We start from the raw sequence: 12615 nt of genomic DNA, 5'->3' as shown, positions 1-12615 counted from the left end.
TTTCCTAGGAAAATATATAGCAACTTTCTTGCAAAAGAAAAAGAGGCGGAACGCCGAAAAGCGTGTCGCCTCTTTTGTGTACCGTCCGCTCCGTCTGTTTGGGACGAAGGGAGAGCCTATTCTCAGACAACCGTGACCGGCACTTCCGTCGAGGTGCGCAGGGCATGGCTGTAAGGGCATACGATATGGGCGGCAGCGGCGAGCTTTTCAGCCTCGGCCTTGTCCAGGCCCGGAATGTGAACAGACAGAGCCACGTCGATGCCGAAACCGCCGCCATCTTCACGCGGACCGATGCCGACCGTCGCCGTCACCTTGGCGTCTTCCGGAATCTTGACCTTCTGCTGGCCGGCGACAAATTTCAGCGCACCCAAGAAGCAGGCGGAATAGCCGGCAGCGAAAAGCTGCTCCGGATTGGTGCCCGTGGCGCCATCGCCACCAAGCTCCTTGGGTACGGTCAGCGTGACGTCGAGAACGCCGTTTTCGGAAACGGCGCGGCCAGCGCGGCCGCCGGTGGCGGAAGCTTTGGTGGTGTAGAGAATGGGCATGTCAGTTCTCCTTTGCGGGTTGGATGGATTTTATATATAGCACGATTTAGTCGTGCACAATATATTTTTGCAGTTTGATTTTGGAAAATGAACCTGTGACAATGGGACTAATAAGAAAATGGCGGAGCAGCGATGACAGACAAGGTGGAAGGACGAGACATTCCCGACGAGGAAAAGCGGCTGGACCGGCAGCTTTGTTTTGCCGTCTATGCCACCGCGCATGCCTTCAACCGCGCTTACAAGCCGATCCTCGACCGCGTCGGCCTGACCTATCCACAATATCTGGTCATGCTGGTGCTATGGGAAAAAGGCTGCCAGCCGGTCAAGATCATCGGCGAGCAGCTCGATCTCGATTCGGGCACGCTATCGCCGCTGTTGAAGCGCCTGGAACAGGCCGGCCTAATCGGCCGCGTCCGCGATCCGAAGGACGAACGTCAGGTTATCGTGTCCTTGACGGAAAAGGGCGCCGGCATGAAATGCCAGATCAATACGATCATGAGCGCCATCGGCGACGCCACTGGCTGCGACATGGAAGAAATGGCCGGCCTGCGCGACCGGCTGCAACGCCTGAGATCGAATTTGACGGCCGAGTAAAGCCGTCAAATCGAACCCATCGAAACATTATCCAAGCTTATGCCTGCGTCACCAGGATCGGCGCGCGCTCCGGCACGCGGTCGTAGAGATCGATGACGTCCTGGTTCAGCAGACGCACGCAGCCGGAAGACACGGCCTTGCCGATCGAGCGCCAATCCGGATTGCCATGCAGGCGATAAAGCGAATCCTGCTTGTCCTCGAAAATATAGAGGGCGCGCGCGCCGAGCGGGTTCTTCAGGCCCGGATCCATGCCGCCATTGGCGATGGAATATTTGACGAGTTCCGGCTGGCGGGCGACCATTTCGTCCGGCGGGTTCCAACGCGGCCATTTCTTGCGCCACTGGATGACGCCACGGCCCTGCCAGGCAAAGCCTTCGCGGCCGACGCCGATGCCGTAACGCATCGCCGAGCCACCCGGCTCGGTGACATAGAGCATGCGCTCGGTGGTATTGACGACGACGGTGCCGGGTGCCTCGCCGGTGGGATCGATGACGCGCTGGCGATAGAAGCGCCGATCGATCTGCTGATAGGGAACGGCCGGGACCAGGAAACCGCCATCCTCGACGGCGGCATAGATCACGGCCGGATCCGGCTGCTCGCCATCATAACTGGAGAACCAGGTCCTGAAGGGACGCGAAACCGGCATGCCGCTGTATTGCACAGGGCTGACGACGGGGCCGCTTTCGACCGTGGAGGCGCAGCCGGTGAGCGTCGAAACGGCGCCGACACCAGCAAAGGCGAGGAAATTTCGTCGGGAGAAAGAAGTAGGCAGGCTCATGTCGACAGCATCATTCCTGTTGGAAGGGAGTGGGAAACCATGACAAACAAAGCCGATTCGGCTTCCCACGAGATTCGCAGAGACAGGAGCAAAACTAAAGAGCGCAACCGGGCCCGGCTATCGCACTTATGCAACATCACGAAAATTTGTTATAAACTGTCGTTATAAAACGACGATTTCCGTTTTCTCGGGCACCCGGTTGTAGAGATCGATCACGTCCTGGTTCAGCATGCGCACGCATCCCGATGACGCCGCCTTGCCGATCGACTGCCAATCGGGGGTGCCGTGGACGCGATAAAGCGTGTCCTTGCCGTCCTTGAAAATATAGAGCGCCCGCGCGCCGAGCGGATTGGTCGGCCCCGGATTCATGCCGCCGCGTTCGGCCGAGATCGGCCTGATCTGCGGCTCGCGCGCCACCATTTCCGCCGGCGGCGTCCAGCGCGGCCACTTCTGCTTCCACTGGATGACGCCCCTGCCATGCCAGGCATAACCGGCAGCACCGAGACCGACGCCGTAGCGCATGGCGCGGCCGCCCGGTTCGATGAAATAGAGATAATGATTGCGGGTATCGACGACGATCGTACCTGGCCGCTCATTGGTGCGGTAATCCACCTCCTGGCGCAGGAAGCGCGGATCGATGCGCTTGTAGGGGATGGCCGGCAGGGTGAAGTCATCCTCACTCGTCTGGGCATACATGGCCTGATGCACCGGATTGAAGGTCGGCAGGCCGTAGGTCTGGTGGAATTGCGTGCGGAACAGATCGCGCGACTGCGGCACCGGCTGCACCGGCAGACGCTGCACCTTCTGCGGATCAATGCCCTCCGGCCGGTAGAAGATCGGCGAGGTCTCCTGCGCAAACCGATCTGGATCGGTCGCCCCCGTATCGGGAACGATGCTGCAGGCGGACAGCACGGCGAGAGCGGCAACGGCAGGCAGGCGGCGGGAAACGGACAGAAGAACGGCCATCATCGGAAACCAGTTGGAACAGGGATCGGTCTGCCGCATCATGACCCGCGCGGCTGGCGCGAAGCTGGCGTCAGATGCGAAGATATTGCGCCGACGCAGCAAACTCCTGTTTTCCCTTGCGCCAGCTTGGGCTAGACCAGTGCCAGACGGAGGATGGCATGAATATCGACAGTCTCGATCCGAAAATCTTTGCGCCGGCGAGCCGCGAAACCTGGCTGAAGCTGGTGAACCGGGCGCTGAAGGGCGCCGGTTTCGAGGAAACGCTGGTCTCGCACACGGATGACGGCGTCGCCATCGAGCCACTCCATGCCCGCCGCCGGGATGCCGCGCCGCTGCCGCGCCGCCATGTCGAGGCTCCCTGGACCGTCAGCCAGCGCATGGACGACCCGGATATTGGCCGCGCCCTCGCGCAGCTTGGCGACGATCTCGCCAATGGCGCTGGCGGCATCCATCTCATCTCCCAAAACAGTCCCTCCGCCTTCGGCCTCGGCATCGATGCGGGGGCGGAGGAGCTGGCGACCCGACTGACCACGGCGCTTGCCGGAAAGCCGATCTCGCTGCGGCTGGACGGTTTTACCCCGGCTTTTGCCGAAACGCTTGGCCGCGCTTCGAAGCCCGCGACGCTGCATGCCGGCCTCGATCTGTTCGCCTCGGGGATGACGGCTCGCGAGATCGCAGACGGCTTCAAGCGTCTGGATGGTGCCGGAACGGTCGGCACGATCCTCAATGCCGATGGCCGCGCCGTGCACAATGCCGGCGGCACCGAAGCACAGGAACTCGCCGTCGTCGCGGCCTCGCTCGTCGGTCATCTAAGGCTGCTGGAACCGGCAGGCCATGCGCCGGAAACCGTCCTCAAGGCCATGAGCCTCTGCCTCGCCGCAGATCAGAACCAATTCGTCAGCACCGCGAAAGTCCGTGCCGCGCGCCTGATTTTCGCGCGTATCGCCGAAGCCTGCGGCATTGCAACTCCGCCGGCGCCGCATCTGCTCGTGGAGACGAGCTACCGCATGCTAACCCGGCTCGACCCGGAAACCAACATCCTGCGCAATACCATCGCCGTCTTCGCCGCCGGCACAGGGGGCGCGGACGAAATTTCGGTCTTGCCGCACAGCCTGACCCACGGCATTCCCGATCCGTTGGCGCGGCGGCTGGCGCGCAACACGCAGACCGTCCTGATCGCCGAAAGCCACCTCGATCATGTCATCGACCCCTCTGCCGGCGCCGGCGGCATCGAGGCGCTGACCGAGGCGCTCGCGGAAAAAGCCTGGGAGATCTTTGCCGGCATCGAGCACGACGGCGGGCTGGCGAAGGTGATCGCCAGCGGCCGGTTGGCGTCGATGGTGGCACAAGCGCGCGCACGCCGCGTGGCGAGGCCGATTGTCGGGACGACATTGTTCGCGATGAAGACGGAGCGGCCGGTTGTGGTTTTGGGCGGGCTCGGCTCCATTACGGGCGGTACAGGATTGACGCCGGTGCGGCTGGACGAGGTGGAAGCATGAGGATGGCCGTGACGTTTCCAGAAAGTGCAAGCCCGGCACACGCGGAGGTCTCGGCTCCATGACCCGTATCCCCGACTTCACCAACATCAGCTGGAAAAAACCACAAACGAATACGCCAACGACGAGTGCCCCTTCCTGGCAAACCCCGGAAGGGATTGCCGTCAAGCGCCTCTACGACACACATGACCTAGCCGGCCTGAACTTCCTCGATACCTATCCCGGCGCCGCCCCCTTCGTCCGCGGCCCCTACCCCACAATGTATGTCCAGCAACCCTGGACGATCCGGCAATATGCCGGTTTCTCCACCGCCGAGGAATCGAACGCCTTCTATCGCCGCAATCTGGCGGCCGGTCAGAAAGGCCTGTCCGTCGCCTTCGACCTTGCCACCCATCGCGGCTACGACAGCGATCATCCACGCGTCGCCGGCGATGTCGGCATGGCCGGCGTGGCGATCGATTCCATTCTCGACATGCGCCAGCTCTTCGACGGCATCCCGCTCGGCGAGATGAGCGTGTCGATGACCATGAACGGCGCGGTGCTGCCGGTGATGGCGCTCTATATCGTCGCCGCCGAGGAACAGGGCGTTTCGCAGGACAAGCTGTCGGGCACGATCCAGAACGACATCCTCAAGGAGTTCATGGTCCGCAACACTTATATCTATCCGCCGCAGCCCTCGATGCGGATCGTCTCGGACATCTTCAGCTATACCAGCCAGCGCATGCCGAAATTCAATTCGATCTCGATTTCCGGCTATCACATGCAGGAGGCCGGCGCGACCGCGGACCTGGAGCTCGCCTATACGATCGCCGACGGCATCGAATATGCGCGCGCAGGCGTTGCCGCCGGGCTCGATATCGACAGTTTCGCGCCGCGCCTTTCCTTCTTCTGGGCCGTCGGCATGAACTTCTTCATGGAAGTCGCCAAGATGCGCGCGGCGCGGCTGATCTGGGCGGCGCTGATGCAAAAGAATTTTGCGCCGAAGGATCAGAAATCACTGGCGCTCAGAACCCATAGCCAGACCTCCGGATGGTCGCTGACGGCGCAGGACCCGATGAACAACATCATCCGCACCATGGTCGAGGCCATGGCGGCGACGCAGGGGCATACGCAATCCCTGCATACCAATTCCTTCGACGAGGCGCTGGCGCTGCCGACGGATCATTCGGCCCGCATCGCCCGCAACACGCAGATCCTGCTGCAAAAGGAATCCGGCACCACAGGCATCATCGACCCCTGGGGCGGCTCGGCCTATGTCGAGCGGCTGACGCATGATCTGGCGGCCCGCGCGCTCACCCATATCGAGGAGGTCGAGGCGATCGGCGGCATGGCGAAGGCGATCGAAAAGGGTATTCCCAAGCTTCGGATCGAAGAAGCGGCCGCCCGCACGCAGGCGCGCATCGACAGCGGCCACCAGACCGTCGTCGGCGTCAATTTCTCGCGGCCGGAGCAGGATATCGAAGTGGACGTGCTGAAGGTGGACAATTCCGAGGTCCGCGCCCGGCAGCTTTCCAAACTGCAGCAATTGAAGGGTACGCGTGAGACGACAGCGGTCGAGACCGCCCTGGATGCGTTGACCGAGGCTGCGCGCAACGGCACCGGCAATCTGCTGGATTTCGCCGTCAAGGCTGCGCGGGCGCGCGCAACTGTCGGCGAAATTTCGCTGGCGCTGGAAAAGGCCTATGGCCGGCATGTCGCCGAAATCCGGACGATCTCGGGCGTCTACCGCAAGGAGGTCGGCGCCGCCGATCCCGTTTTCAACACGGCCGTCGCCAGGGTCGATGCCTTCCGCAAGGCAAAGGGCGAGAAGCCGCGCATTCTCGTCGCCAAGATGGGCCAGGACGGCCATGACCGCGGCCAGAAGGTCATCGCCACCGCCTTTGCCGATCTCGGCTTCGATGTCGTCGTCGGGGCGATGTTCCAGACGCCGGAGGAAGTGGCCGATCTCGCGGTGCGCGAAGGGGTCGACATCATCGGCGCCTCTTCGCTCGCCGCCGGGCACCTGACGCTAGTGCCGGAGTTGAAGGAGGCGCTCGCTCGCCGCCACGCCGGCCGCATCCTCATCGCCGTCGGCGGCGTCATCCCGCCACAGGATTTCCCGGCACTGGAAGCCGCCGGCGCCGACGCGATCTTTCCGCCGGGCACGGTGATCGCGGAAGCGGCCGCGGCATTGATCGATCGGCTGATGGAATGATCGCTACACCTCAAGCTGCCGCGCGACGCCGCAAGCCGAGGAAAAATGCGCAATATTGACCGGCCGGGCCTATGGTCCGGTGTATTCGAACCGCTCGACCAGTGCCCGCTGGGTCTTGCCCAGGCGATGACGGATCATCAGGAAGCGACCGGCGAAGACGCGGGCCGGATCGTCGTGCGGAATGTGCCAATGCCCTTCGATTTCGCAGCCGTCCGGGCTCAAATGTCCTTCGTAGTGGACACTGTGCGAGAGACCGCCGCCATCATAGCGTTTGACGAAGGTCACGAGGTCGCCGTCGCGCCTGCCTTCGACGGATGCGTAAGCCTTTACGCCCCGATGGGCACGACGCTGCATGGTTTCATGAATCGAGCCGGAAAATGAGCCGCCGAATTCGATCAGCGTTGCGAGAAAATGGCTTTCGGGAATCTCGTACTTCGCTGGATAGTTATAGATCCCATCCCATACGCCCGTCAGGTTGAAGCTCTTTTCGACCGAACCCACACGCCCTCCCATGCCATCAAATCGCTCGAATATCCCAAGCTACCGGGCGGATGAGAAAAAGCAAGCGGCTCAGGCTGCCACGCTCTTGAAGAACTGGATGCCCTGCTCGATTTCCGCCGGCAGGGCCGAGGTATGGTTGCCTTGAACGGTCGCCATCTCGATCTTCACGCCGCCGGCGGTCGCGCGCTTGGCGAGCAGAGCGGCACGACCATCGAAATGGGCCTCTTCCGTGCCGTGCATCACCTTCACGGGGGATTTGAAGCTATGCGCATAGCAGAGCGGCGAGCGCATCTGGAATTCGCGCGGGTTCTTGGCGTTGAAGCGGATATCCTCGGGATAACGGTGGAAGAAGGAGAAGGCGTCCGGGTTGCCCGAGATCGGTGTCACGGCCCGGAAGCGCTTGGTCGACATTGCCGTCAGCATCGCCAGCGTGCCGCCGACGCTATGGCCGGCAAGGAAGAGGCGATGCGGATCGACGCCCGGCAGGTGGCGCAGCCGGTCCGAAGCGGCCAGCACATCGGAAACCTCGTCGTAGAAACCGGAGAAATTGCCCTTCTGTCCGTTTTCGCCGCGCATCGACGGGATCATCAGGACATAACCGGCGTCGATATAGGCCTTCGCAACGAGCCAATGGCCCTGACCGATGGCATTGCCGCCATGCAGGAACAGCACCGCCGGCTTCGGCTTCGGCGTGCGCTCGTAGCGCGACACCCAGGCGACCAGCTCGAGTTCGCCGCCAAGGCCGCTGCGATAGAAAATCTGATCGGCGCCGGCGGGCGCGACCAAAGGCTCGTATTTGTCCGGGGCCGGCCCCTTGTTCAGAAGCTCGGTGCGGAACTTGCGGCGCTCCTTGGCATAATCGCCCGACAGCAGCGGCGGATCGGCCAGCGCCTCCTCGACTTTGGCGGCCAAAGGGGACTTGGGATCTGCAATCCTGGCCTCGGCGGCCTTGGCGATGTTGGGAGCAAAAAGTGTTGCGGCGAGACCGGCAAGAACGATGCGGCGGCCGGGGCGGAATGCGTTGTCTTCAGACCTTGTCATATGCTCTGTCCAAAAATCCCCGGCACAAGCAAATCTGCACGGGTTGAAAGACGAGGCCAACTCACATTGTGGTGAGGAATCAGCCTGCTCCTATTCATCAACCGCGGGAGCCTTGGCGTCAATTAGCGCTATCAAACTTTCCAGCCGGTCGGCTTCGTAGGGCGGCTTGTCCGGCCGCAGACGAGCGATGCGCGGAAAGCGCATGGCGACACCGGACTTGTGCCGCGTCGAGCGGTTGATGCCCTCGAAGGCGACCTCCAGCACGAAGCCGAAATCGCGATCGGCCCGCACGGCGCGTACCGGCCCGAAGCGATCGACCGTGTTGTTGCGCACGAATTTGTCGAGCACATCGAGTTCGGCGTCGGTGAAGCCGAAATAGGCCTTGCCGACCGGCACCAATTGTTCGCCCTCCGGCGTCATCGACCAGACGCCGAAGGTAAAGTCCGAATAATAGCTGGAGCGCTTGCCATGACCGCGCTGGGCGTACATCAGCACCGCATCGACATTGTAGGGATTGCGCTTCCATTTGAACCATGGCCCCTTGGCGCGGCCGGCGAGATAGGCGCTGTCGCGACGCTTGATCATGACACCCTCGATCACCGGATCCGGCGGAGACGAGCGCAATCGATCCAGTTCTTCCCAGGAGGTAAAATCGACCAGCGGCGACAGATCGAACCGGTCGTGCGGTGCTGCCTCGACGATCTCCGTCAGCCGTTCGCGCCGGTCGAGGAAACCGCGGGCGCGAACGTCCTCCTCGCCGTCGAACAGCAGATCATAGGCGCGGATGAAAGCCGGATAGTCCTCCAGCATCTTCGCGGTCACCGTCTTGCGGTTCAGCCGTTGTTGCAGGTCGGAAAAGGTACGGGTCGGGCTGTTGGAACGCGCGGTGCCGCCGATCAGCAACTCGCCATCGACGACACCCTCGAAGCTGATGGCATCGACGATATCGGGGAAAGCGCCGGAGATATCGTCGCCGGATCGGGAATAGAGCTTGGCGGTCGCGCCCGCCCGCGATAGCTGGACGCGGATGCCGTCCCATTTCCATTCGGCGGCAAAATCCTTGGGCTCCAGTCCGTCGAGATCGCCGGGCTCGACCGGATTGGCGAGCATGACCGAATGGAAGATCGCCGGTGTCGCCAGCACCGGCTTGTCGCCCTTGCCCTCCAGCCAGTGGAACAGGCTTTCATAGGGCGGCTGCAGGCCATGCCACAGCGTTTCGATCTCGGTCACATCCTTGCCGCTCAGCTCCGCCAGGGCCTGCTTGGCGAGCCGCGCCGACACACCGATGCGCAGCGCTCCGGTCGCGAGCTTCAGGAAGGCGAAACGGCCTGATGTGTCCAGCCGGTCGAGCAGATCGCGCACGAAACCGCGCACTTCCGTTCGCCCCAACGCATTCATGCGGCGGATGACTTCGCCGAGCCGCGGCTGCTCGCCGGGAGGCCGGACGATATCGCTCTCCCTGTCCCAGACCAGCGAGATGGTCTCGGCGAGATCGCCGACATAGTCATAGGAATAGCGGAACAGCACCTCGTCCATGCGCTCCAGCACGAGTTCGCGCAGCATGGCCGGCTTGACGTTGCGCACCTCCAGCGTACCGGCGATCGCCGCCAGACCATAGCCGCGATCCGGGTCGGGCGTATCGCGGAAATAATCAGTCAGCAGCTTCAGCTTGCCGTTGCGGCTCGGCGTCAGCACCAGGCGGTCGAGGAGATCGGCGAAGGCTTTCATCAGTCGCCCTCGTCTTCATAGCCGATCAGATGCAGCGGCTTGGCCGTGATGCCCTGCAGCTCGCACCAGCGCACCAGCGCCTCCTCGCGGCCATGCGTGACCCAGACCTCGCCCGGCTTCAGCTCGGCGATCGTCTCGGTCAGCTCCGGCCAGTCGCAATGATCTGAGATGACAAGCGGCAGCTCGACACCGAGTTGCTTGGCACGCTGGCGCACCATCATCCAGCCGGAGGCAAAGGCCGGCAGCGGATCATGGAACCGCCGCGCCCAGCGATCCTGGAAAGCGGAGGGCGGGCCGACGACGACCGCCCCCTTGAACACCGACTGGTCCCGGCTTTCCATCGTCGCCGGCTTGAGCTCGCCGAGCGCGATGCCCTGCCCGGCGTAGTAGCCGCACAGGGTCTCCAGCGCGCCGTGAATATAGATCGGCCGGTCATAGCCGGCGTCGCGCAGCAGCCGGATGACGCGCTGCGCCTTGCCGAGCGCATAGGCGCCGACGAGATGGGTGCGTTCCGGAAATTGTCGGAGCGAAGCCAGCAGCTTTTGCGTCTCCGCCATCGGTTCGGGATGATGGAACACCGGCAGGCCAAAGGTCGCCTCGGTGATGAAGACGTCGCAGGGGACAGGCACATAGGCGGCACAGGTCGGATCGGGCCGCCGCTTGTAATCGCCGGAAACGACGATGCGCAGCCCATCCTTCTCGACGGCGATTTGCGCGGAACCGAGCACATGGCCGGCGGGATGAAACCGCACCCTGACCCCGTTGATCGTCACTTCCTCGTCGAAACCAATCGCCTGCTCCGATCCGGCAAATCCATCGCCGTAGCGTATGCGCATGATGTCCAGGGTCTGGCGGGTGGCTAGCACATGGGCATGGCCGGCGCGGGCATGGTCGGAATGGCCATGCGTGATCAACGCCCGCTCGACCGGCCGCACCGGATCGACATAAAAGCCGCCGATCGGGCAAAACAGTCCCTCCGGGGCAGGATACAGGAGTTGATCCGGTCTCATGGAAACAAGGATAGCGCGATTTTCGCGATTATGTAGCGATCAGCGACGCTTTTTGATCGAATTCGCTTTTGTCCTGTCGATCAGGCAGGTCGAAGACCAGCACGTCCTCGCTATGGGGTTTGGCCTTGGGATGGCACGCAAGGGAATCGCATATGAGATGGGGTCGTTGCAGCACCCCCTCATCCGACCCTTCGGGCCACCTTCTCCCCGAGGGGAGAAGGAACTTCCGGTGCTCATCCGCCCCATACGCGATCACCCTGGGATAGCACGAGGTAACCAAAGGAATAAAATGTTCGGCTTTCCCGTACCAAAACGGGACAAATGAGCGTGGCACATTTCCTGCTTCCATAAGCGTTGTTTCGGGAGTTCGTCATGATGCAACGCCGCGCCTTCATTGCTTCTGTGGCCTCCGCCGCCGCGGGGCTGCTTGCGCCGCGCGTTCTTGCCGCGCCGCTCGCCAGGATGGCTGATGCCGAGATGCGCGGGCCGATCGATGCGATCGCCTACAGGTCGGTGCCGGGCAGCAGCGATATCAAGAGCGGCAAGCTGCAGGCGATGATCGACACGGCCGCGCGAAACAACAGGCCACTCTTTCTGCCGCCCGGCAACTACGAGGTTTCGAACCTGACGCTGCCGGATAATGCCCGCATCTCCGGCGTGCCCGGCGCTTCGCGGCTGGTCTATGGCGGCGACGGCCATCTGATCAGCGCCGACAAGGCTAAGCGCATCGAGCTGTCCGGTCTGGTGCTGGATGGCGGCAATCGCTGGCTCGGCGATTATGCCGGCGGGCTGCTGCAATTTGCCGGCGTCGACCAGCTGCTGATCGACAATTGCGAGATTGCCGGCAGCCGCAAGCATGCGCTGCGACTGGAACGCTGCGGCGGACGGATCGAGCGCAGCCATATATCCGGCGCGGCCGATGCCGGTCTTTATTCCGTCCAATCAGCCGGTTTGACGATCACGAACAATAGCGTCGAGGATTGCGGCAATGGCGGCATCCTCATCCATCGCTGGGCCAAGGGCGAGGACGGCAGCATCGTCAGCGGCAACCGCATCGCCCGCATCGGCGCCAGGGACGGCGGCACCGGCCAGAACGGCAACGGCATCAATGTGTTCCGCGCCGACGGCGTTCTGGTCTCCGGGAACCGGATCGCCGATTGCGCCTTTACGGCGATCCGCGCCAATTCGGCATCGAACGTGCAGATATCGGGCAATCAATGCCTGCGCTCCGGCGAAGCGGCGATCTTCTGTGAATTCGAGTTCGAAGGTGCCACCATCAGCGGCAACATCATCGATGGCGCCGCGAATGGCATCGCGGTTGCGAATTTCGACAAGGGCGGCCGGCTTGCCAGCATCACCGGCAACATCGTCCGCAACCTGTCGCCGACCGGCCCCTACCCTCAGGAAAGCGGCTTCGGCATCGGCATATCCGCCGAGGCCGATACGCTGATCGCCGACAATCTCGTCGAAGGCGCACCGCTCTGGGGGCTGAAGCTTGGCTGGGGTCCCTATCTCAGAAATCTCGTCGCCACCGGCAATATCATCCGCCAGGCCGGCATCGGCTGCGTCGTCTCCGTGGCCGAGGGCGCCGGCTCGGCCATCATCAGCGACAACCTGTTCCAGCAGGTTGAAAAAGGCGCGATCATCGGCTTCCTGTGGGACAAGCCGGCATCGGGCGATCTCGCGGCCACGGGGAGCAGCGCTTTTCCGCAGTTGACGGTGGAGCGCAACAGGGTCGCCTGAGTTGCCCTATCTTATTGCT

At 62.8% G+C, this 12615-nt stretch carries 11 protein-coding genes; 4 read left to right on the top strand and 7 right to left on the bottom strand.

Features of this window, described 5'->3' with window-relative positions; translation table 11 throughout:
• Positions 1-122 precede the first annotated feature (122 nt).
• On the bottom strand, positions 123-545 hold the full coding sequence (locus tag FHX11_RS08315; RefSeq protein ID WP_184356897.1) for an organic hydroperoxide resistance protein: 423 nt from the start codon (positions 543-545) through the stop codon (positions 123-125).
• A gap of 132 nt (positions 546-677) precedes the next feature.
• Between FHX11_RS08315 and FHX11_RS08310 the strand changes: the two genes are divergently transcribed.
• The gene (locus FHX11_RS08310; protein ID WP_184356895.1) at positions 678-1139 is read left to right on the top strand and encodes a MarR family transcriptional regulator; all 462 of its coding nucleotides are present in this window, start codon (positions 678-680) and stop codon (positions 1137-1139) included.
• Positions 1140-1176: 37 nt separating this feature from the next.
• Here FHX11_RS08310 and FHX11_RS08305 read toward each other — a convergent pair whose 3' ends face one another.
• Together FHX11_RS08305 and FHX11_RS08300 are read right to left on the bottom strand one after the other, a co-directional pair.
• Positions 1177-1917 carry a L,D-transpeptidase gene (locus FHX11_RS08305; protein WP_184356893.1) on the bottom strand — a complete coding sequence of 247 codons (741 nt, stop codon included), beginning with the start codon at positions 1915-1917 and terminating at the stop codon, positions 1177-1179.
• Positions 1918-2079: 162 nt separating this feature from the next.
• Positions 2080-2883 (bottom strand): L,D-transpeptidase, encoded by an 804-nt coding sequence (locus FHX11_RS08300; protein ID WP_184357525.1) that lies wholly within the window; start codon positions 2881-2883, stop codon positions 2080-2082.
• Between the two features lie 158 nt (positions 2884-3041).
• On the opposite strand from FHX11_RS08300, the gene FHX11_RS08295 reads away from it, so the two are divergent.
• A complete protein-coding gene (locus FHX11_RS08295; RefSeq protein ID WP_184356891.1) occupies positions 3042-4382 on the top strand; it encodes a methylmalonyl-CoA mutase family protein in 1341 nt (446 codons plus the stop codon).
• Between the two features lie 58 nt (positions 4383-4440).
• A complete protein-coding gene (scpA, locus tag FHX11_RS08290; protein WP_184356889.1) occupies positions 4441-6573 on the top strand; it encodes a methylmalonyl-CoA mutase in 2133 nt (710 codons plus the stop codon).
• A gap of 69 nt (positions 6574-6642) precedes the next feature.
• Here scpA and FHX11_RS08285 read toward each other — a convergent pair whose 3' ends face one another.
• The 4 genes from FHX11_RS08285 to FHX11_RS08270 all read right to left on the bottom strand — a co-directional run bounded on the left by FHX11_RS08285 (position 6643) and on the right by FHX11_RS08270 (position 10853).
• Positions 6643-7074 carry a hypothetical protein gene (locus FHX11_RS08285; RefSeq protein WP_184356887.1) on the bottom strand — a complete coding sequence of 144 codons (432 nt, stop codon included), beginning with the start codon at positions 7072-7074 and terminating at the stop codon, positions 6643-6645.
• Between the two features lie 69 nt (positions 7075-7143).
• Positions 7144-8115 (bottom strand): alpha/beta fold hydrolase, encoded by a 972-nt coding sequence (locus tag FHX11_RS08280; RefSeq protein ID WP_184356885.1) that lies wholly within the window; start codon positions 8113-8115, stop codon positions 7144-7146.
• A 90-nt stretch (positions 8116-8205) separates the two neighbouring features.
• Positions 8206-9843 (bottom strand): cisplatin damage response ATP-dependent DNA ligase, encoded by a 1638-nt coding sequence (locus tag FHX11_RS08275; protein WP_184356882.1) that lies wholly within the window; start codon positions 9841-9843, stop codon positions 8206-8208.
• Positions 9843-10853 (bottom strand): ligase-associated DNA damage response exonuclease, encoded by a 1011-nt coding sequence (locus FHX11_RS08270; protein WP_184356880.1) that lies wholly within the window; start codon positions 10851-10853, stop codon positions 9843-9845. Before FHX11_RS08270 ends, FHX11_RS08275 begins: the two co-directional genes overlap by 1 nt.
• 372 nt (positions 10854-11225) lie before the next feature.
• On the opposite strand from FHX11_RS08270, the gene FHX11_RS08265 reads away from it, so the two are divergent.
• Positions 11226-12596, top strand: coding sequence for a TIGR03808 family TAT-translocated repetitive protein (locus tag FHX11_RS08265; RefSeq protein WP_184356878.1), 1371 nt, complete (start codon positions 11226-11228; stop codon positions 12594-12596).
• Positions 12597-12615: the final 19 nt, after the last annotated feature.

This window comes from Rhizobium sp. BK602 (assembly GCF_014195095.1).
GTDB lineage: Bacteria > Pseudomonadota > Alphaproteobacteria > Rhizobiales > Rhizobiaceae > Rhizobium.
The sequence above is the reverse complement of the archived record's forward strand: the minus strand, read 5'-3'. Positions and strand labels throughout refer to the sequence as shown.